This window comes from Pseudomonas sp. NPDC089395 (genome assembly GCF_044749525.1).
GTDB lineage: Bacteria > Pseudomonadota > Gammaproteobacteria > Pseudomonadales > Pseudomonadaceae > Aquipseudomonas.
This window is the reverse complement of record NZ_JBIVID010000001.1, coordinates 480431-499067: the sequence shown is the minus strand read 5'-3', so window position 1 is coordinate 499067 and position 18637 is coordinate 480431. Positions and strand designations below refer to the sequence as shown.

At 60.7% G+C, this 18637-nt stretch carries 21 protein-coding genes; 8 read left to right on the top strand and 13 right to left on the bottom strand.

Annotation, left to right across the window (positions count from 1 at the left end; translation table 11 throughout):
* Positions 1 to 111: 111 nt before the first annotated feature.
* Genes ACIPZG_RS02290 through tsaA form a run of 3 tightly spaced genes read left to right on the top strand, consistent with a single transcriptional unit; the run spans position 112 to position 2033 of the window.
* Positions 112 to 822: an rRNA pseudouridine synthase gene (locus tag ACIPZG_RS02290; protein WP_400709795.1), complete on the top strand. Its 711-nt coding sequence runs from the start codon at positions 112 to 114 to the stop codon at positions 820 to 822.
* A gap of 47 nt (positions 823 to 869) precedes the next feature.
* On the top strand, positions 870 to 1331 hold the full coding sequence (locus ACIPZG_RS02285) for a DUF1456 family protein (protein ID WP_008094694.1): 462 nt from the start codon (positions 870 to 872) through the stop codon (positions 1329 to 1331).
* Positions 1332 to 1337: 6 nt separating this feature from the next.
* Positions 1338 to 2033, top strand: coding sequence for a tRNA (N6-threonylcarbamoyladenosine(37)-N6)-methyltransferase TrmO (tsaA, locus tag ACIPZG_RS02280; RefSeq protein WP_400709792.1), 696 nt, complete (start codon positions 1338 to 1340; stop codon positions 2031 to 2033).
* A gap of 68 nt (positions 2034 to 2101) precedes the next feature.
* Here the strand turns inward: tsaA and fpr are convergent, their stop codons facing one another.
* Positions 2102 to 2881 (bottom strand): ferredoxin-NADP reductase, encoded by a 780-nt coding sequence (gene fpr / locus ACIPZG_RS02275; RefSeq protein WP_008094696.1) that lies wholly within the window; start codon positions 2879 to 2881, stop codon positions 2102 to 2104.
* A 118-nt stretch (positions 2882 to 2999) separates the two neighbouring features.
* On the opposite strand from fpr, the gene finR reads away from it, so the two are divergent.
* Positions 3000 to 3926 (top strand): LysR family transcriptional regulator FinR, encoded by a 927-nt coding sequence (gene finR, locus ACIPZG_RS02270; RefSeq protein ID WP_400639291.1) that lies wholly within the window; start codon positions 3000 to 3002, stop codon positions 3924 to 3926.
* Here the strand turns inward: finR and ACIPZG_RS02265 are convergent.
* From ACIPZG_RS02265 to ACIPZG_RS02255, 3 genes are all read right to left on the bottom strand, one after another.
* A complete protein-coding gene (locus ACIPZG_RS02265; RefSeq protein WP_400709789.1) occupies positions 3923 to 4294 on the bottom strand; it encodes a diacylglycerol kinase in 372 nt (123 codons plus the stop codon). The genes finR and ACIPZG_RS02265 overlap by 4 nt on opposite strands.
* A gap of 64 nt (positions 4295 to 4358) precedes the next feature.
* Positions 4359 to 5009: a response regulator transcription factor ErdR gene (gene erdR / locus ACIPZG_RS02260; RefSeq protein WP_008094699.1), complete on the bottom strand. Its 651-nt coding sequence runs from the start codon at positions 5007 to 5009 to the stop codon at positions 4359 to 4361.
* 180 nt (positions 5010 to 5189) lie between these two features.
* Positions 5190 to 5900, bottom strand: a complete 711-nt coding sequence (locus tag ACIPZG_RS02255; RefSeq protein ID WP_400709786.1) for a tRNA-uridine aminocarboxypropyltransferase — start codon at positions 5898 to 5900, stop codon at positions 5190 to 5192.
* Positions 5901 to 6123: 223 nt separating this feature from the next.
* Between ACIPZG_RS02255 and ACIPZG_RS02250 the strand changes: the two genes are divergently transcribed.
* Positions 6124 to 6543 carry a quorum-sensing-regulated virulence factor family protein gene (locus tag ACIPZG_RS02250; protein WP_008094701.1) on the top strand — a complete coding sequence of 140 codons (420 nt, stop codon included), beginning with the start codon at positions 6124 to 6126 and terminating at the stop codon, positions 6541 to 6543.
* Here the strand turns inward: ACIPZG_RS02250 and ACIPZG_RS02245 are convergent, their stop codons facing one another.
* Complete coding sequence (locus ACIPZG_RS02245; RefSeq protein WP_400709783.1) at positions 6544 to 6747, bottom strand: hypothetical protein; 204 nt, start codon at positions 6745 to 6747, stop codon at positions 6544 to 6546. It lies immediately after the preceding gene.
* Positions 6748 to 7052: 305 nt separating this feature from the next.
* Between ACIPZG_RS02245 and ACIPZG_RS02240 the strand changes: the two genes are divergently transcribed.
* Positions 7053 to 8171, top strand: coding sequence for an LOG family protein (locus ACIPZG_RS02240; protein WP_400709780.1), 1119 nt, complete (start codon positions 7053 to 7055; stop codon positions 8169 to 8171).
* Between the two features lie 130 nt (positions 8172 to 8301).
* Here the strand turns inward: ACIPZG_RS02240 and recX are convergent, their stop codons facing one another.
* The 6 genes from recX to ACIPZG_RS02210 all read right to left on the bottom strand — a co-directional run bounded on the left by recX (position 8302) and on the right by ACIPZG_RS02210 (position 12819).
* Complete coding sequence (gene recX, locus ACIPZG_RS02235; RefSeq protein ID WP_400709777.1) at positions 8302 to 8769, bottom strand: recombination regulator RecX; 468 nt, start codon at positions 8767 to 8769, stop codon at positions 8302 to 8304.
* Between the two features lie 22 nt (positions 8770 to 8791).
* Entirely contained in the window at positions 8792 to 9859 is a 1068-nt protein-coding gene (gene recA, locus ACIPZG_RS02230; RefSeq protein WP_008101027.1) for a recombinase RecA, read from the bottom strand.
* A gap of 103 nt (positions 9860 to 9962) precedes the next feature.
* Positions 9963 to 10445 carry a CinA family protein gene (locus ACIPZG_RS02225; RefSeq protein WP_400709774.1) on the bottom strand — a complete coding sequence of 161 codons (483 nt, stop codon included), beginning with the start codon at positions 10443 to 10445 and terminating at the stop codon, positions 9963 to 9965.
* A gap of 404 nt (positions 10446 to 10849) precedes the next feature.
* Positions 10850 to 11398: a glycoside hydrolase family 19 protein gene (locus ACIPZG_RS02220; protein WP_400709771.1), complete on the bottom strand. Its 549-nt coding sequence runs from the start codon at positions 11396 to 11398 to the stop codon at positions 10850 to 10852.
* Positions 11399 to 11412: 14 nt separating this feature from the next.
* The gene (locus ACIPZG_RS02215) at positions 11413 to 11748 is read right to left on the bottom strand and encodes a phage holin family protein (RefSeq protein WP_400709768.1); all 336 of its coding nucleotides are present in this window, start codon (positions 11746 to 11748) and stop codon (positions 11413 to 11415) included.
* Between the two features lie 333 nt (positions 11749 to 12081).
* On the bottom strand, positions 12082 to 12819 hold the full coding sequence (locus ACIPZG_RS02210) for a helix-turn-helix transcriptional regulator (RefSeq protein WP_400709765.1): 738 nt from the start codon (positions 12817 to 12819) through the stop codon (positions 12082 to 12084).
* 149 nt (positions 12820 to 12968) lie between these two features.
* Between ACIPZG_RS02210 and mutS the strand changes: the two genes are divergently transcribed.
* Positions 12969 to 15542, top strand: a complete 2574-nt coding sequence (mutS, locus tag ACIPZG_RS02205; protein ID WP_400709762.1) for a DNA mismatch repair protein MutS — start codon at positions 12969 to 12971, stop codon at positions 15540 to 15542.
* A 140-nt stretch (positions 15543 to 15682) separates the two neighbouring features.
* Positions 15683 to 16006, top strand: coding sequence for a ferredoxin FdxA (gene fdxA, locus ACIPZG_RS02200; RefSeq protein WP_004375459.1), 324 nt, complete (start codon positions 15683 to 15685; stop codon positions 16004 to 16006).
* A gap of 514 nt (positions 16007 to 16520) precedes the next feature.
* Here the strand turns inward: fdxA and rpoS are convergent.
* Together rpoS and ACIPZG_RS02190 are read right to left on the bottom strand one after the other, a co-directional pair.
* On the bottom strand, positions 16521 to 17528 hold the full coding sequence (gene rpoS, locus ACIPZG_RS02195) for an RNA polymerase sigma factor RpoS (RefSeq protein WP_008099655.1): 1008 nt from the start codon (positions 17526 to 17528) through the stop codon (positions 16521 to 16523).
* Positions 17529 to 17637: 109 nt separating this feature from the next.
* Positions 17638 to 18498 carry a peptidoglycan DD-metalloendopeptidase family protein gene (locus ACIPZG_RS02190; RefSeq protein WP_400709759.1) on the bottom strand — a complete coding sequence of 287 codons (861 nt, stop codon included), beginning with the start codon at positions 18496 to 18498 and terminating at the stop codon, positions 17638 to 17640.
* Positions 18499 to 18637: the final 139 nt, after the last annotated feature.

Sequence of the window (18637 nt, the reverse complement as noted above, 5' to 3'; positions counted from 1 at the left end):
CAGGAAGCCGTGCCTTGCGTCCTAAATGGCGCATTTGACACAGATTCCCATCATCAAGCGGCCATGGGCAGGTACAATGTAGGTCTTTTCCTGCCTTGCGAACCGCCCCCCATGTCCGAACCCATCCGCCTGTCCAAACGCCTCATCGAGCAGCTCGGCTGCTCCCGCCGAGAGGCCGAGCTGTATATCGAGGGGGGCTGGGTCACGGTCGATGGCATCGTGGTCGAGCAACCGCAATTCAAGGTGGAAAACCAGCGCGTCGAGCTGTTGCCGGGCGCCAAGGCCGAAGCCCTTGAACCTGTGACCCTGCTGCTCAACCAGCAGGCAGGCATCGACAGCGAAACGGCCCGCGCCGGTATCAACCTGGGTAGCCTCAGCGAAGCCCATGGCGAAGGCGTGCGGCCACTCCATGGGCACTTTGCCAAGCTATCCTGCATCGCACCGCTGGAACGCGGCGCCAGCGGCCTGCAGGTCTTCACCCAGGACTGGCGGGTAACCCGCAAGATCGAAGCCGACCTGCGCAAGCTGGAGCAGGAATACATCATCGAAGTGCGTGGCGAAACCACGCCTCAGGCACTGGAGCGCCTGGCCCGCGGGGCAACGCGCAATGACCGGGAACTGCCCAAGGCCAAAGCCAGCTGGCAGAACGAGACCCACCTGCGCCTGGCCCTGAAGAACCCACAACCCGGGCAGATTTCCGAACTGTGCGCCTACCTGCGCCTGGAAGTGCGGGGCATGCGCCGCATCCGCCTGGGCGGCGTGTCCATGGGCAAGCTGCCCTTGGGGCAATGGCGCTACCTGGCCAGCACCGAACGTTTCTAAGCGATACGCCGCGCCAAGGCGCGGCATCTGAACAGGATTTTTCAGCAATGAACCACAATGATGTACTGCGCAGCTTGCGCTACATGCTCAAGGTGAACGATGCCAAGATGGCCGAAATCATCGCGCTGTCCGGCGTCGAAGTGAACCCGGTGGTGCTCGCCACCTACCTGAAGAAAGAAGACGAGGCAGGGTTTGTACGCTGCCCGGAGCGGATCATGGCGCACTTCCTTGACGGCCTGGTGATCCATCGCCGCGGCAAGGACGACAGCCGCCCTCCTCAACCGGTCGAGTTGCCGGTGACCAACAACACCATCCTGAAGAAGCTGCGGGTAGCCTTCGAACTGAAGGAAGAAGACCTGCACGTGATCCTCAAGTCGGTCAATTTCCCGGTGTCCAAGCCTGAACTCAGCGCGCTGTTCCGCAAGGTCGGCCATGACAACTACCGGCCTTGCGGCGACCAGTTGCTGCGCAACTTCCTCAAGGGCCTGACCCTGCGCGTGCGCGGCTAAGTGGCCATGCCGCATACGATCACGCCGGTCGGCATCGTGCACTCCTGCTTCAAGGAAAAGTTCGCCATCCCACGCCAGCCACAGCTGGCACCGGCGGCGCGCGGCGTACTGGAGCTGCTGCCACCATTCGACCAGGGTGATGCGGTGGAGGGCCTCGAGCAGGTCAGCCATGTCTGGCTGCTGTTTCTGTTCCATCAGGCCCTGGAAGACAAGCCACGCCTGAAAGTGCGCCCGCCGCGCCTGGGCGGCAACAAGAGCATGGGGGTGTTCGCAACCCGTGCGACCCACCGGCCGAACGGCATCGGCCAGTCGGTGGTGCGGTTGGAAGGGGTTGAACCAGGGCGGCTGCTGCTGTCCGGGATCGACCTGCTCGATGGCACACCGGTGATCGATATCAAGCCTTACGTGCCCTACGCCGACAGCATCGCCGGGGCCAGCAACCTGATGGCCAGCGCTGCGCCGAATGCGATTGCCGTACAATGGAGCGACGACGCTCTGCCCCAGGCCAAGGCCCACGCACTGCGCCTGGGTGAACCTCTCGTGGAGCTGATCGAGCAGTGCCTGGCCCAGGACCCTCGGCCGGCCTACCAGGTGCCGGCACCGGAGCGTGTGTACGGCGTGAAGTTCTGGGATGTGCAGGTCAGGTGGCAATATCCGCAGGCCGACGTCATTCGGGTGCTGGAAGTGGTGCGCGAAACCTGAAGTTCTTAAGCTTTGGGCCATAAAAAAACGCAGGCCGAGGCCTGCGTTTTTTTATGGCTGCGTTCGTCTTACTTCTCGACGAAGGCTCGCTCGATCAGGTAGTCACCCGGCTCGCGCATACGCGCGGAAATCTTCAAGCCGAAGCTGTCGAGCACTTCACTGGTCTCGTCGAGCATGCTCGGGCTACCGCAGATCATCGCGCGGTCGTCCTGCGGGTTGATCGGCGGCAGGCCGATGTCGCTGAACAGCTTGCCGCTGCGCATCAAGTCGGTCAGACGGCCCTGGTTTTCGAACGGCTCGCGGGTGACGGTCGGGTAGTAGATCAGCTTGTCACGGACCGCCTCACCGAAGAACTCGTTCTGCGGCAGGTGCTCGGTAATGAATTCGCGGTAGGCCACTTCGTTCACGTAACGCACGCCGTGCACCAGGATCACCTTCTCGAAACGCTCGTAGGTTTCCGGGTCCTGGATGACGCTCATGAACGGCGCAAGGCCAGTGCCGGTGCTCAGCAGGTAGAGGTGCTTGCCCGGGTTCAGGTCATCGAGCACCAGAGTACCGGTAGGCTTCTTGCTGATGATGATCTCGTCGCCTTCCTTCAGGTGCTGCAGCTGGGAGGTCAGCGGACCGTCCGGCACCTTGATGCTGAAGAATTCCAGGTGCTCTTCCCAGTTTGGCGACGCGATGGAATAGGCGCGCATGAGCGGACGGCCATTGTCCTGTTGCAGGCCGATCATCACGAACTGACCGTTCTCGAAGCGCAGGCCCGGATCGCGGGTGCACTTGAAGCTGAACAGGGTGTCGTTCCAGTGATGCACACTGAGGACACGTTCGTGGTTCATGTTGCTCATCTATGGGGCTCCTGAAGAAAAACGCAGCGCGCAAAACGCACAGTTGCGCGATAGTTTAGGGGCAGCGACAATATCTGTTAACTGAATTATCAAGATATGTGTTATCGGTTATATAGATATGCGATTTACACTTCGTCAGCTTCAAGTCTTCGTTGCCGTGGCCCAGCACCAAAGCGTCTCGCGGGCCGCCAGCGTGCTGGCGTTGTCGCAATCGGCCGCCAGTACGTCGATCACCGAACTCGAGCGGCAATCGAGCTGCCAACTGTTCGACCGCGCGGGCAAGCGCCTGGCGCTCAACGCGCTTGGCCATCAGTTGTTGCCCCAGGCGGTCGCGCTGCTGGACCAGGCCAAGGAAATTGAAGACTTGCTCAATGGCAAGTCAGGGTTCGGGTCGCTGGCGGTGGGCGCCACGCTGACCATTGGCAACTACCTCGCCACCCTGTTGATTGGCAGCTTCATGCAGGTGCACCCGGAAAGCCAGGTGAAGCTGCACGTGCACAACACAGCGCATATCGTGCACCAGGTGGCGCAGTACGAAATTGATCTAGGTCTAATTGAAGGCGACTGCAGCCACCCGGACCTGGAGGTGCAGCCTTGGGTCGAAGACGAGCTGGTGGTGTTCTGTGCACCGCAACACCCGCTCGCCAAGCTGGGCCGAGCGGACGTCGAAAGCTTGTCTCATGAAGCCTGGATCTTGCGCGAGCAAGGCTCCGGCACGCGCCTGACCTTCGATCAGGCCATGCGCCATCATCGCGCCAACCTGAATATCCGCCTGGAGCTGGAACACACCGAAGCGATCAAGCGTGCCGTGGAGTCGGGGCTGGGCATCAGCTGCATCTCGCGCATGGCCCTGCGCGATGCTTTCCGTCGAGGCAGCCTGGTGCCGGTGGAGACGCCGGAGCTGGACCTGATGCGGCAGTTCTATTTCATCTGGCACAAGCAGAAATACCAGACTACGGCGATGCGCGAGTTTCTCGAGCTGTGCCGCAACTTCACTGCGGGCTTTACCCGCAGTGATGAAATCGTGTTGCCGCCAATCGCTTAAAGCAGGATCACGCCCCAGACCAGCGCAACCATGGTCAGCGCCACCAGCTGAGCGGCGCTGCCCATGTCCTTGGCATTCTTCGACAACGGGTGGCGCTCCAGCGAGATGCGGTCAATGGTCGCCTCTACCGCAGAGTTGAACAGTTCGACGATCAAGCCGAGCAGGCACACTGCGATCATGATCGCCCGCTCGGCACGGCTGACCGGCAGCCAGAAGGCAATCGGAATCAGCAGGACGTTGAGCAGCACCAGTTGGCGAAATGCGGCTTCGCCCTTGAAGGCTGCGCGCAAACCGTCCAGCGAGTAGCCGGCGGCGTTGAAGATGCGTTTGAGGCCGGTTTGGCCCTTGAATGGCGACATGGGTGTCATTTCACAGATAAAAGGCCAGCAGAGTAGTCTGGCGCGGGTCAAAAAAGCGTGAAGACGCAGGCAGTCAATTGCTTGCAACCGATTCAAGTTGTTGCAGCAACAAGGCCGCCTGAGTCCGGGTGCGCACGCCGAGCTTGCGGAAGATCGCGGTTACGTGCGCCTTGATGGTCGCTTCCGAGACACTCAGCTCATACGCGATCTGCTTGTTCAACAAGCCCTCGCAGACCATGGTCAGCACACGGAACTGCTGTGGCGTGAGGCTGGCAAGGCCTTCGCTGGCGGCCTTGGCCTCGGCCGACACATCGACTTTCTCGAAGGCCTGCGGTGGCCACCAGACGTCACCATCGAGCACTTTGCGTACGGCGTCCTGAATGACTTCGAGGCCACTGGATTTGGGAATGAAACCACTGGCACCGAATTCACGCGACTTGACCACCACCGCAGCCTCTTCCTGGGCCGAAACCATTACCACAGGGATCTGCGGATACTGGCCACGCAACAGGACCAGTCCGGAGAAGCCATAGGCACCCGGCATGTTCAGGTCCAGCAGCACCAGGTCCCAATCGGATTTTTCGCTCAGGCGGGTTTCCAGCTCGGCGATGCTCGCCACCTCAACCAGACGCACATCCGCGCCCAGGCCGAGGGTAACAGCCTGGCGCAGAGCGCTACGAAACAGCGGGTGGTCATCGGCAATCAGGATTTCGTAAGTGGCCATCGATCTATGGATCCTGTTCTGTGCCAGGCGCATGCGGGGGAGTAATAGCGCCTGGCGGGGAATCGGCGCCAAGGATGCCGAGCACGGCTGGGGGTGGTCAAGCCAATCGCCCTGCCGTCTCGCCCACCCTGGCTGCCAGCTCGGTCATTATGAACCAAAGCGCAGCGGCTGCCCCTTGGACTATAGGAAGGTATGCAAACGCTGGTGGGTATCATCCTGCTCATCCAGGGGCAGGCGGCGCTTGCCACTGAGGTAATGCAGGCTGAATACGTCCAGGTAGGCATCCAGGGCTTGAGAGGCCTGGCTGTCACCCGCCAGATCCAGGCACATGGCAGCCACTTCCGCCGTGCAGAAATGGTCGTCGCGCTTGGACCGGCGCAGGCGATAGCGCGACATCTGCTCGGCCTGCAGGCTCAGCACCGGAAAACGATCGAGATACGGACTTTTGCGGAACATCTTGCGCGCTTCGGTCCAGGTTGCATCAAGCAGGATGAACAACGGGCGCTTGCCCGGCTGACGTTGCACCTCGTTCACCACACGCTCCTGGGCCACGAATTCACCGGGGAAGACGATGTAGGGCTGCCATTGAGGATCGTCGAGCAGCGCCAGCAAGCGTTCGTCCACCGAGGTGCGCAACCAGCCAAAGGCGGAAGTATCTTCGATCAGGTCGGCAATCAGCCAGCCGGTATTGGTCGGTTTCAGAGGCTCGGTGTCATGCATCAGCAAGCAGACACCCGAGTCGGCCTGCACCCGAGGCTTCCAGGCACACAGGCAATGGGTCGCGATGACTCGACAGCCCGTGCACCGCTCGGCGCGTGAACCCCGCGCGATGAACGGTTTGTTACTGCGCGCCAGGCGTTCCGCGCGCAGGCGCGCTACCGCATGGCTCATTCTGGCAAGCCTCTGCAAAAAATCTGACTGAACACTGCGAAAACTCGGATTGAACAAAGCGCCAGTCTACCAGAGCGGGCGTCATTTGCCGTGCAGCAGGACGGATTGGTCCCTTATAATCCCAAGCTTTGGCGGCCGGATTTTGCCTGTAAAGCTGCGTTTCTCATGGAACGCCGGCCATCAGCGCATGTCAAAGCGCCAGTCATCGAACCAGGAGAGATTCATGCTGCGTCTTATCGTCCCGACCCTGAGCCTGTTGCTCGCACTGCCCCTCGCCGCCCAGGCAGCTTCCAAGCAGGAGTTCGAGTTGAACAAGGTGCTGCAGAAAGTCGCCCAGGAGAGCAGCGTCGGCACCCCACGCGCCATCAATGAAGATATTCTCGACCAGGGCTACACCGTCGAAGGCAAGGCGTTGGTCAACCACCTGAGCGTACGTGCCGAGCATGCTGCGCGCATGCAGGAAAACCCCGCCCAGGTTCGCAGCCAACTGGGTGACAGCGTATGCCGCAACAGTGGTTTTCGTAATTTGATGTCCAAAGGCGCCGTGATGGTCTACCGCTTCACCGTCTATAAAACCAATCAGCCGGTCATGGACCAGGCCTTCGATGCCGCCAGCTGCACCGCCGGCAACAAGAAGAAGTGATCAGGTAACCTGCACACCTTCGGCGCGCTGGGTCTCTTCCTCGGCGCGCATCTCCGCCAGCAGCGCCTGCAGGTAGCGCGACTGGCACTCCAGCGTAGCCAACCTGCGGCGACACTCCTCTTCCAGGCTCACATGATGATCCTGCGCGGCATTTTCCAGTTGCTCATAGAGCTCGCGGTCCACCTCGATGACCAAGCGATGCATATGGCCACCCTCCTGCCTTCTAGACGTTTCGCTTCTCCAGTTAACCAAACCCTCGACGCCGATGGTCAAGCCCCGACGAGCGGCCCCCTCACTATCCTCCCTGCACGATTTGACGCGAAGGTCTAGATTGATAGCGAAGACCGAAAAAACAACAAGATGGACCCAAACCCTGCATCACGGCCTGAAGGCCAACTGCAATGCTCGGGATGCATACTCGAGCCAGAGCAGCCAGCGACACACGCAGTGTCGCGGCCGAGCCATGCCATCGGTTCGGTCAGAGGTTTTGCTGCAGAAGGAGACGTTGAATGCCTTACCAATCGAGTGAACATCTGTTCAATCACTTCAGGGACAGCGGCATCGACCTGAGCAAGATCGACGAACAACTGCAATTGGTCGCGCCTGACAGCCCCAACCTGCCGCTGTACCGCGACATGATGCTGACCGTTTTGCGCATGGCCCACGATGACAGTGACCGCTGGAGTGCCAAGATCACCCTGCAGGCGCTTCGCGAACTGGACCATTCTTTCCGCACCTTGCAGCGCTACAAGGGGCGACGCAAGGTCACCGTCTTTGGCTCGGCGCGCACCCCGCTGGAACACCCGATGTATGCGCTGGCACGCGAACTGGGGGCTACCCTGGCCCGTTCTGATCTCATGGTCATCACCGGTGCCGGCGGCGGCATCATGGCAGCAGCCCACGAAGGCGCTGGCAGCGATCACAGCCTCGGTTTCAACATCACCCTGCCTTTCGAGCAGCATGCCAACCCGACGGTCGACGGCACCGACAAGCTGCTGCCCTTCCACTTCTTTTTCATCCGCAAGCTGTTCTTCGTCAAGGAGGCCGATGCACTGGTGCTTTGCCCAGGTGGTTTCGGCACCCTCGATGAAGCGCTGGAAGTCCTGACGCTGATTCAAACCGGCAAGAGTCCACTGGTGCCCGTGGTGCTGCTGGACTCACCAGGGGGCACGTTCTGGCGCGATTGCCTGGACTTCATCAGCCGTCAATTACAGGAAAACCGCTACATCTTGCCCAGCGACTTGAAACTGGTGCGCCTGGTGCACAACGCCGACGAAGCGGTGGAAGAGATCAACCACTTCTACAGCAATTATCACTCCAGCCGCTGGCTGAAGAATCAGTTCGTGATTCGCATGCACCATCGGCTCAGCGATGCCGCGCTGTATGAAATTCAGGAATCCTTCGCCGATTTGCGCCTGAGCGGCAAGTATCACCAGCAGGCAGACAGTGGTGCAGAGCATGAGGTGGGTAATTACAGCCATCTGACTCGCCTGACCTTTGCCTTCAACGGCCGCGATCAGGGTCGCCTGCGTGAGCTGGTGGATTTCATCAATCTGCCGGAGAACTGGGCAAAGCCACAGCCGATGCATACCACGCAGCGAGCGCGAGAGGCGTTGAAGGTTAGCTAGAGTCCTTCGCAACCACTGTAGGAGCGGCCTTGTGTCGCGAAAGGGGCGCGCAGCGGCCCCAGCAGTTCAGCGGTGATGTCGATATCCTGGGGCCGCTGCGCGGCCCTTTCGCGACACAAGGCCGCTCCTACTAGTCGTACAAATCCCGGCCGCTGAGCAGGCGACCGATCATGTCCATGGGAAATCCACGGTAGGCGAGAAATCGACTCTGCTGGACACGGCTGCGGGGGTCATGCGGGCGTTGGCCGGCAAACTTTCGCTGCCAGGCCTCCTGTAACCGTTCCGCCCAGTCCACACCGCTGTCACGCAGTGCCTGGTCGATGTCGCCACGGTTCAGGCCACGCTGGCTCAGCTCCTCGCGAATGCGCGCGGGGCCATAGCCAGCGTTGGAACGGTATCGAATGAAACTCTCAAGATAGCGGGCTTCGCTAAGCAGCCCTTCTTCGGTGAGCCGATCGAGCTCTGGCTCGATCAGTTCATCCGAAGCGCCGCGCTGACGCAGTTTGCGCGTCAGCTCGACGCGACCATGCTCGCGGCGCGCGAGCAGGTCCATGGCTGTCCGCCGAACGGCGACGGGGGTGTCGAGGACGACGGACATACAGGTACTCTACAAACGCTGATCAGTAACCGGCGTCGGCATCAGCCATGTCGCCGGCATCGGCTTCAGCGGCAGCGGCCTTGCCGGCAGCAGCAACGGCACCCGTGTTGAGCAGCTTCTCGCGGATCTGCTTCTCGATCTCTGCACCGATGGCCGGGTTCTCTTGCAGGTACTTGGCGGCGTTGGCCTTGCCCTGACCGATCTTGTTGCCTTGGTAGCTGTACCAGGCACCGGACTTCTCCACCAGCCCTTGGGATACACCCAGGTCGATGATTTCGCCGTTACGGTAGATACCTTTGCCGTAGAGGATCTGGAACTCGGCCTGACGGAACGGTGGCGAAACCTTGTTCTTGACGATCTTGACGCGGGTTTCGCTGCCAACCACTTCGTCGCCTTCCTTCACCGCGCCGGTACGGCGGATGTCCAGACGCACCGAGGCGTAAAACTTCAGGGCATTACCACCGGTAGTGGTTTCCGGGCTGCCGAACATCACACCGATCTTCATACGGATCTGGTTGATGAAGATAACCAGGCAGTTGGCGTTCTTGATGTTACCGGTGATCTTGCGCAGGGCCTGGGACATCAGACGAGCTTGCAGGCCGACGTGCATGTCACCCATCTCGCCTTCGATTTCGGCTTTGGGTACCAGGGCAGCCACGGAGTCGACGATGATCACGTCAACCGCGTTGGAACGCACCAGCATGTCGGTGATTTCCAGGGCCTGTTCACCGGTGTCCGGCTGCGAGACCAGCAGGTCGTCGACGTTGACGCCCAGCTTGCCGGCATATTCAGGATCGAGCGCGTGCTCGGCGTCGACGAAGGCGCAGGTGGCACCGTTCTTCTGGGCCTCGGCGATGACCGACAGGGTCAGCGTGGTCTTACCCGACGATTCTGGGCCATAAATTTCGACGATACGACCTTTTGGCAGGCCGCCAATGCCGAGGGCAATGTCCAGGCCCAGCGAGCCAGTGGAAATGGCCGGGATACCCTGACGCTCGTGATCGCCCATGCGCATGACAGCGCCTTTGCCGAATTGGCGTTCGATCTGACCCAGGGCCGCAGCCAAGGCGCGCTTCTTGTTGTCGTCCATTGAAATCCTCACGTGTTCGACTTGGCCCTGACGGCCGGAATAACTGTATAAGTAGCCAGTATTATTCCACAGGCAAGCGCTTGAGCAAACCCCTGTCGTCGAATTACTCGGCGCCAAGCTGTAACAAGCCGTCTAACGCGGCGATCACCGTCTGTCGGCGCACACTTTCGCGGTCGCCGTCGAAGTGGCGCCGCTCACTGAACACGCGATCGCCATCGGCCCAGGCCAGCCAAACGGTGCCCACCGGCTTTGCCGGCGAACCGCCATCGGGTCCCGCGATGCCACTGACAGCGACTGCAAAGCGGGCACTGCTGGCGGCCCGGGCACCACGAGCCATGGATTCGACCACCTCCTGGCTCACTGCACCGACCTCGATGAACAGGGCCTCGGGCACATTGAGCTGGCGGGTTTTCTGGGCATTGGAATAGGTGACGTAACCCGCCTCGAACCAGGCCGAACTGCCAGGCACGCGAGTAATGGCCTCGGCGATGCCGCCGCCGGTGCAGGATTCGGCGGTGGTCACCTGGGCGTTGAGGCGGCGCAGGTGTTCGCCCAGGCGGGTGGAGAGAACGGTGATTGGGTCCATGGTGGGCTCCTTCGGGATTACGGGACACCGTAGCATTTGGCGAAGGGTAGCGGGATATGTCCCAGGGCATATCTTGCAGTGGAAGGCTCCAGGTGCATGGCTTGAGTTTTTTAGCACCGTTGAAATCGAGCGCCGCCCGCGCGGCGCATCGCGAGCAAGCTCGCTCCTACATTTGTTGCAACGTGCCACGGTCTGTCAGGCCATGGTTGTTCGCCTTTGACGCGCGGCGAAATATCGTGTCGACCACCCGCGCCAACCGAAAAATCGCGTCGTGCCAACAAGGCTGGCAACCATGGCCTATCAGGCATAGGTACGTTGCAACAAATGTAGGAGCGGATTCATCCGCGATGCGCCGCGCGGGCAGCGCTCGGTCTCACGAACGCTACAGAACTGATGACAAGCGCTCAACACAAAACCTCGCGCGCCCGCGCCCAGAGCGTAAGGCGGTCCTTCAACCCATTGAGCCCCCCATTGATATGGCGCGTGATGCTGTTGAACTCGCCCCGATCAGCCAGGCCATTGAGTCCGCGCGAATGCCAGAACCACGCCGCCGACTCACAGGCCCAACGCGGTTGCTCGAGCAGTTGCGGTTGTGCCAGCAGGCGCTCGTCGCCGAACAGCGCATGGCTGCAGGCCCGATAGTTGTTGCGCCCAGTGACCTGGATCAGGCCGCGCCCGCAGTACAACTGGCCATCGCCATCCGCCTGCGGCGTATTGCCCAGGCGCAAGGCCAGGCTACTGGTGTCATAGCGGGCCAGATAGCGATCGCTGCCCAGTTCCTTTACATAGCGGAACTGCCCGGACTCATGGCCCACCTGGGCGATGAACGCCGCGACACGCTTGGGGTTGTCGATGTCCCAACGTGGCAATGTGACATTCAGCGCAGCAAGAAAAACGCCCGCGACGGGGCGAGCGTTGGGCAAAATCTGTAGCAATTGCGTTTCTGTAAGCATGGTTGATCTCCTCGCTATTGCTCATCGGACTGCGCGCTGTCGCACAACCCCAGACGCCGAACCGCCCAGCGCTCATACATCCGCATGGCCACGTCGGCACCCCCTACCGCGGTCATGCAGCCAACTGCACTGGCCGCCCAGATCGACAGGCCGCCGGCATACAGCAGCATCACCGTCGATACCCCGCAGACCATGCATGCCCCGGAGCGCAGCACCAACCGTCGCAACAGCGACCAGCCTTTGGCGCCAGCCTTGTCGGCCCGCCACATCTCACCGCTCAGGCCGCCCAGCAATGCCAGGACGATTACCAGCCAGAGCGGCATTTCCAATAACGCTTGTTGTGCGTTCATCGCTGTCCTGCCTCCTGCGTGATGCCTGCCGGCACTGGCCAACAGGTCCGTTGTGGGTGAACTCGGCATTCCAGCTTTACGCTGTACACCCGGGCCAGTTGCCAGCCCCTGGACAGTTGAGGCCTGCCCATCACTGGCTGCGTCACAACCAGTATGCGTCCGGCTTGAAATACACGATATGCATCAATGCATAAGCAGTCAATGCGTTTCTGGAAATATCTATGCACTACTTTTTGCTGATATGCATGAAGGCTGTGCGCGATCGGGCTTGTAGGGATTTTCTGCAGGCGAAAAAAAACCCGCCGGGGCGGGTTTTTCCTCAGGCCGGGGCTGTCAGCGGGCGTACATCCCCCACCAGAACACATGCCCGAGCAGGCTGATCTGCTCGTCCTGCATCTGCTGGAAGCTGTAGTCCTCATCGGGGTGCTCGTCGCGGTTGAAACTGCGCAGGCGAATACCGGTAGGCAGGCGGTAGACCTGCTTCACGCGCAACTGGCCATTGTGGTTGATGGCATAGAGGTCGCCATCGATGATGTCACCGATCGAGCACTTTCCAGTATTCACCCCGACCGTGGCACCATCGCGCAGCACCGGCAGCATGCTGTTGCCGCGTACCGTCACACATTTGGCCTGATCGAACTGCACGCCATTGTGCCGCAGGCTGCGCTTGCCGAAGCGCAGGCGCGCGCGCTCGCTCTCTTCGATGACGAATCTTCCTGATCCTGCTGCCAACTCGACCTCGCGAAGAAAAGGTACCGACACCTCGTCGTCCTCGACGGGGGTTTCATCGTCCCACAGGCTAATGTCGCTGAGGTCCGCGTGGCCATGGGCCGGCAGTGCGGCCTCGCGCGGCTGGCCAAGTTCGGCACGGCCACGCAGCTGCTCGGTGCTGACACCGAAGTAGTCGGCGATCTTCGACACATGCTTGTCCGAAGGGTCGACGATCTTGCCGCCGAGAATACGCGACAGGGTGGATTGCGGTACGCCCGTGCGCCGGTGCAGCTCCGTCGGGGACAGGCCGTGGCGATCGAGCAGTTCTCTAAGTACGATGGCTACATTGCGTTTTTGCATAGCGTGCATAATGCAAGGGCGCCACACGAAATGCAACGTACCCGGGTACGCACGCACGCCCAAGGGCGTCTGCCTGCATCTCGTTGAAAAAGCCTGTACCATTGCCGGTTTCATAATCGCCAACCAGATCACCCGCTGTAAGGCCCTGAATGTCTGATCTTTCCGCACACACCCCGATGATGCAGCAGTACTGGAAGCTGAAAAACCAGCACCCGGACCAGCTGATGTTCTACCGCATGGGCGACTTCTACGAAATCTTCTACGAAGATGCGAAAAAAGCCGCGAAACTGCTGGATATCACCCTGACCGCGCGCGGTCAGTCGGCCGGCCAGTCGATCCCCATGTGCGGAATTCCGTTCCATTCGCTGGAAGGCTACCTGGCCAAACTGGTCAAGCTTGGCGAGTCGGTGGTGATCTGCGAACAGATTGGCGACCCCGCCACCAGCAAAGGCCCGGTCGAGCGCCAGGTGGTGCGCATCATCACCCCTGGCACGGTCAGTGACGAGGCGCTGCTGGACGAGCGCCGCGACAACCTGATCGCCGCGCTGCTGGGTGATGAGCGCTTGTTCGGCCTGGCGGTGCTGGACATCACCAGCGGCAACTTCAGTGTTCAGGAAATCAAGGGCTGGGAGAACCTGCTGGCCGAGCTTGAACGCCTCAACCCGGTCGAGCTGCTGATCCCCGACGACTGGCCGCGCGACCTGCCGGCCGAGAAGCGACCGGGAGCACGTCGGCGCGCCCCCTGGGACTTCGACCGCGACTCAGCGCGCAAGGCGCTGTGCCAGCAATTCGCGACCAAGGACCTGAAAGGCTTCGGCTGCGACAAGCTGACCCTGGCCATTGGCGCTGCCGGCTGCCTGCTGACCTACGCCAAGGAAACCCAGCGCACTGCCCTGCCCCACCTGCGCAGCCTGCGTCACGAACGCCTCGATGATACGGTGATCCTCGACGGCGCCAGCCGCCGCAACCTCGAGCTGGATATCAACTTGGCCGGCGGGCGGGACAACACCCTGCAGTCGGTGCTCGACCGCTGCCAGACCGCCATGGCCAGCCGCCTGTTGACGCGCTGGCTGAACCGCCCGCTGCGCGACCCCAAGGTATTGCAAGCGCGCCAGGATTCGATCCGCTGCCTGCTCGATGGCTATCGCTTCGAAAAACTGCAGCCGCAGCTCAAGGAAATTGGCGATATCGAGCGGATTCTCGCCCGTATCGGCCTGCGCAATGCCCGCCCGCGTGACCTGGCGCGCCTGCGCGATGCCCTCTGTGCCCTGCCTGAGCTGCAAAACGCCATGGCCGAGCTGGAGGCCCCGCACCTGGCGCGCCTGGCCGCCATCACCGGCACTTACCCAGAACTTGCCAGCCTGCTGGAGCGGGCGATCATCGACAACCCGCCGGCAGTGATTCGCGACGGCGGTGTGCTCAAGGCCGGGTACGACAACGACCTGGATGAATTGCTGGCCATCAGCGAAAACGCCGGCCAGTTCCTGATCGACCTGGAAACCCGTGAGAAAGCCCGCACCGGCCTTGCCAACCTGAAGGTCGGCTACAACCGCGTGCACGGCTACTTCATCGAACTGCCCACCAAGCAGGCCGAACAGGCACCGGGCGACTATATTCGCCGGCAAACGCTCAAAGGTGCCGAACGCTTCATCACGCCCGAACTGAAAGCGTTCGAGGACAAGGCACTGTCGGCCAAGAGCCGTGCCCTGGCCCGCGAAAAAATGCTCTATGACGCGTTGCTGGAAACCCTCATCAGCCATCTCGCACCGCTGCAAGACAGCGCCGCCGCCCTGGCCGAGCTGGATGTGCTGAGCAACCTGGCCGAGCGTGCGCTGAACCTCGACCTCAATTGCCCGCGCTTCGTCGACGAGCCTTGCCTGCGCATCGACCAAGGCCGTCATCCGGTAGTCGAGCAGGTGCTGACCACCCCGTTCGTGGCCAACGACCTGAGCCTGGACAACAGCACGCGCATGCTGATCATCACCGGTCCGAACATGGGCGGTAAGTCCACTTACATGCGTCAGACCGCACTGATCGTGCTGATGGCACATATCGGCAGCTTCGTTCCGGCGGCCAACTGCGAGCTGTCGCTGGTCGACCGCATCTTCACCCGCATCGGCTCCAGCGACGACCTGGCCGGTGGGCGTTCGACCTTCATGGTCGAGATGAGCGAAACCGCCAACATCCTGCACAACGCTACCGACCGCAGCCTGGTGCTGATGGACGAGGTCGGCCGCGGCACCAGTACCTTCGACGGCTTGTCACTGGCCTGGGCTGCCGCCGAGCGCCTGGCGCAACTGCGCGCCTACACCTTGTTCGCCACCCACTACTTCGAGCTCACCGTACTGCCGGAAAGCGAACCCCTGGTGGCCAACGTGCACCTGAACGCTACCGAGCACAACGAGCGTATCGTGTTCCTGCACCATGTCCTGCCTGGCCCCGCCAGCCAGAGTTATGGCCTGGCCGTGGCGCAACTGGCAGGCGTACCCTCCGTGGTTATTCAACGCGCGCGCGAGCATCTGGGCCGCCTGGAAACCAGCAGCCTGCCGCATGAATTGCCCGTTACCAAGAAAGCCAAAGGCGAGCCACAGGCACCGCACCAGAGCGACCTGTTCGCCAGCCTGCCACATCCAGCCATCGAGAAGCTGGGCAAGCTGGACTTGGACGACATGACGCCGCGTCAAGCTATCGAAACGCTATATCAACTAAAAAACCTGTTATAACGGCGCCCACTACAAGCTGGTAGAATCCGCCGCGGTTTGCTGGTGCTGCAGGTTATTAGCCTGGCCTGCAGCCATGTACCCGTAAACCGCGCGGCCCTGAGAGGAAGGGCCGCCGCCGTCGCCTGAGGAGAAAACTAGAAATGACCTTCGTCGTCACCGACAACTGCATCAAATGCAAATACACCGACTGCGTGGAAGTCTGTCCGGTGGACTGCTTCTACGAAGGCCCGAACTTCCTGGTCATTCATCCCGATGAGTGCATCGACTGTGCACTGTGCGAGCCTGAATGCCCCGCCCAGGCGATTTTCTCGGAAGACGAAGTGCCTGCGGGCATGGAAAACTTCATCGAGCTCAACGCCGAGCTGGCAGAGATCTGGCCGAACATCACCGAGCGCAAGGATGCCCTGCCGGACGCCGAAGAGTGGGATGGCAAAACTGGCAAGATTGCCGATCTGGAACGCTGATAGCACCCAGATAACAAAAAAGGCCCGCAACGGGCCTTTTTTCATTTCTTGCAGGCAAAAAAAGGGGCGGTTTGACCCGCCCACATTTTTCCGTAGTCCCTGCTTGTCCCAAACATCGTCCTGATGAATCGCTTCTTGCGATGTCCTTGGCCTTCTTCCTGAAAGCCTGTGCGTGTCCGTGTGCACAGTTCGAATACTAGCGACTTCCGCTGGGCAGGCAACTGAGAAACCTCACAAGACATTACCGGGGACACATTTCCACATATTCAGAAAGTTGTTTATTTTCAGATAGATGCGAATTTTATGGATCTGGAAACGACAATGATTTACTAGCCCCTACATCAATGGCTTACACCACGAGTAAGCAAAGGCTTACACGCAATGCATCTGCGCTAGCGCGATTCATGAAATTTGCGTTCTCTGCACCGGCCCTTTCGCGGGTCAGGCATACACAAAAAGCACAAACAAAAACGCCCCGAGGTCATCGGGGCGCTCTGCATTCGGGAATCATCGCTTACTGGAACAGCGACTCGCTGGACAGCCCATTCTTTTCGAGAATCTCACGCAGGCGCTTGAGCCCCTCTACCTGAATCTGCCGTACCCGCTCGCGAGTCAGCCCGATTTCCAGGCCAACGTCCTCCAGGGTGCTGCTCTCATGACCGCGCAGGCCGAAACGGCGCACTACCACCTCACGCTGCTTGTCGGTCAGCTCGCCCAGCCACTGGTCGATGCTCTGCGACAGGTCGTCATCCTGCAGCAACTCACAAGGGTCGGTTGGGCGGTCGTCGGTCAGGGTATCGAGCAGGGTCTTGTCCGAATCCGGCCCGAGGGACACATCCACCGAGGAAACCCGCTCGTTGAGACCGAGCATGCGCTTGACCTCGGCAACAGGCTTCTCCAGCAGAGTGGCGATTTCTTCCGGCGAAGGTTCGTGATCGAGCTTCTGGGTCAGCTCCCGCGCGGCGCGCAGGTAGACGTTGAGCTCCTTGACCACGTGGATCGGCAGGCGAATGGTGCGGGTCTGGTTCATGATCGCCCGCTCGATGGTCTGGCGAATCCACCAGGTCGCATAGGTCGAGAAACGGAAACCACGCTCCGGGTCGAACTTCTCGACGGCACGGATCAGCCCCAGGTTGCCCTCCTCGATCAGGTCGAGCAGCGACAGGCCGCGATTGACGTAACGACGGGCGATTTTCACAACCAGGCGCAGGTTGCTTTCGATCATGCGCTTGCGGCCAGCAGGGTCGCCCTTTTGCGACAAGCGCGCAAAGTGCACTTCCTCTTCCGGCGAAAGCAGCGGTGAGAAGCCGATTTCATTGAGATACAACTGGGTAGCGTCGAGCGCCCGGCTGTAATCGATGTACTTATGCTGTTTGAGCGAAGAGCCTGATTTGGCCCTGGTCCGAACCGACGGTACAGCAGGTTCGTCTGACACCACATCCGTTTCCAAAACGATGCCCGTCTCCATCAGGAGGACGTCATCGTCGATGTCAAACTCCGGCGCTTCTTTATTGAGAGCCATTGTTATAGTCCCTTTGCTGAGTTCGAACTCAGACTCGAGCGGCGCCTGTATCCCTGGCAACGCAGGAGCCTGTCCCCTCTACATCACAGGAACAGGCCGGGTACAACGGTCAACGACGTGGCAGGAACTGGAGTGGATCGACGGGTTTGCCCTGGCGGCGAATCTCGAAATGCAGCTTCACCCGATCAGTGCCCGTGGACCCCATTTCAGCAATCGACTGCCCTGCCTTGACCTGCTGCCCCTCCCGAACCAACAGCCTGCGGTTATGGCCGTAGGCACTGACGTAGGTGTCGCTGTGCTTGATGATGATCAGTTCGCCGTAGCCCCTCAAACCACTCCCGGCGTAAACCACCGCACCATCAGACGCAGCAAAAACAGGCTGTCCCAAATCACCGGCGATATCAATGCCTTTATTCAAACTACCGTTTGAAGCAAATTTGCCAATCAGCACGCCATTGGCAGGCCAGGTCCAGCCCCCTACGGCGCGCTCTGCAGCGGGCACCGTGGTAACCACCGGGGTAGGCGTGGCGGGCGTTGTTGGCGTCGGTTTTCCGGCGTTGGCGGGCGGAGTGATAGGCGCAGTAACAGGCCGACGAATGACGGTGGTCTTGCTTGAAGACGACGGGCTGGAGACCACCGTGGTGGTGCCCGTCGATGCGCTGCTGAAGCGTATCGGCTGACCTGGGCGGATCGTGTAAGGGGCAATGATGCCATTGCGCGCGGCCAGCTCCTTGTAATCCCAGCCATAGCGGAAGGCGATGGAGAACAAGGTATCGCCCGGTTTGACGATGTATTGACCCGAGGTCACGGTTGGCCGCTTGGGCGCCGCATTATTGTTGCGGTCGACCACGCGCGCACCGCTCGAGCCGGTGCTGGAGCAACCTGTCAGCAGGGTGCCAATGGCCAGAGCAGCCACCAGAAGCTTGAAACCCGATTGATCCTTGCGCTGCAGAATGACTGTGTGCCCCACCCGCGCTCCCCTCATGGTGCCGAAATCGATAAAACGACCAGAAATGCAATATTGTTGCAATTATAACCGAGCCCACCGTCTCTGCGAGGAAGGCCAAGGCCTGCCCGCCCCCTTGACGGTATCGGCATACCCCGCCAGA

Excerpts from the sequence above, each read along its gene's own strand:
- ACIPZG_RS02215 (WP_400709768.1), bottom strand. The coding sequence starts at position 11,748 with ATGAACGCACAACAAGCGTTATTGGAAATGCCGCTCTGGCTGGTAATC.
- ACIPZG_RS02240 (WP_400709780.1), top strand. The coding sequence starts at position 7,053 with ATGCCTTACCAATCGAGTGAACATCTGTTCAATCACTTCAGGGACAGC.
- mutS (WP_400709762.1), top strand. The coding sequence starts at position 12,969 with ATGTCTGATCTTTCCGCACACACCCCGATGATGCAGCAGTACTGGAAG.
- ACIPZG_RS02265 (WP_400709789.1), bottom strand. The coding sequence starts at position 4,294 with ATGACACCCATGTCGCCATTCAAGGGCCAAACCGGCCTCAAACGCATC.
- ACIPZG_RS02250 (WP_008094701.1), top strand. The coding sequence starts at position 6,124 with ATGCTGCGTCTTATCGTCCCGACCCTGAGCCTGTTGCTCGCACTGCCC.
- ACIPZG_RS02220 (WP_400709771.1), bottom strand. The coding sequence starts at position 11,398 with ATGCTTACAGAAACGCAATTGCTACAGATTTTGCCCAACGCTCGCCCC.
- fpr (WP_008094696.1), bottom strand. The coding sequence starts at position 2,881 with ATGAGCAACATGAACCACGAACGTGTCCTCAGTGTGCATCACTGGAAC.
- erdR (WP_008094699.1), bottom strand. The coding sequence starts at position 5,009 with ATGGCCACTTACGAAATCCTGATTGCCGATGACCACCCGCTGTTTCGT.
- ACIPZG_RS02245 (WP_400709783.1), bottom strand. The coding sequence starts at position 6,747 with ATGCATCGCTTGGTCATCGAGGTGGACCGCGAGCTCTATGAGCAACTG.
- ACIPZG_RS02290 (WP_400709795.1), top strand. The coding sequence starts at position 112 with ATGTCCGAACCCATCCGCCTGTCCAAACGCCTCATCGAGCAGCTCGGC.
- finR (WP_400639291.1), top strand. The coding sequence starts at position 3,000 with ATGCGATTTACACTTCGTCAGCTTCAAGTCTTCGTTGCCGTGGCCCAG.
- fdxA (WP_004375459.1), top strand. The coding sequence starts at position 15,683 with ATGACCTTCGTCGTCACCGACAACTGCATCAAATGCAAATACACCGAC.
- recA (WP_008101027.1), bottom strand. The coding sequence starts at position 9,859 with ATGGACGACAACAAGAAGCGCGCCTTGGCTGCGGCCCTGGGTCAGATC.
- rpoS (WP_008099655.1), bottom strand. The coding sequence starts at position 17,528 with ATGGCTCTCAATAAAGAAGCGCCGGAGTTTGACATCGACGATGACGTC.
- tsaA (WP_400709792.1), top strand. The coding sequence starts at position 1,338 with ATGCCGCATACGATCACGCCGGTCGGCATCGTGCACTCCTGCTTCAAG.
- recX (WP_400709777.1), bottom strand. The coding sequence starts at position 8,769 with ATGTCCGTCGTCCTCGACACCCCCGTCGCCGTTCGGCGGACAGCCATG.
- ACIPZG_RS02210 (WP_400709765.1), bottom strand. The coding sequence starts at position 12,819 with ATGCAAAAACGCAATGTAGCCATCGTACTTAGAGAACTGCTCGATCGC.
- ACIPZG_RS02225 (WP_400709774.1), bottom strand. The coding sequence starts at position 10,445 with ATGGACCCAATCACCGTTCTCTCCACCCGCCTGGGCGAACACCTGCGC.
- ACIPZG_RS02285 (WP_008094694.1), top strand. The coding sequence starts at position 870 with ATGAACCACAATGATGTACTGCGCAGCTTGCGCTACATGCTCAAGGTG.
- ACIPZG_RS02255 (WP_400709786.1), bottom strand. The coding sequence starts at position 5,900 with ATGAGCCATGCGGTAGCGCGCCTGCGCGCGGAACGCCTGGCGCGCAGT.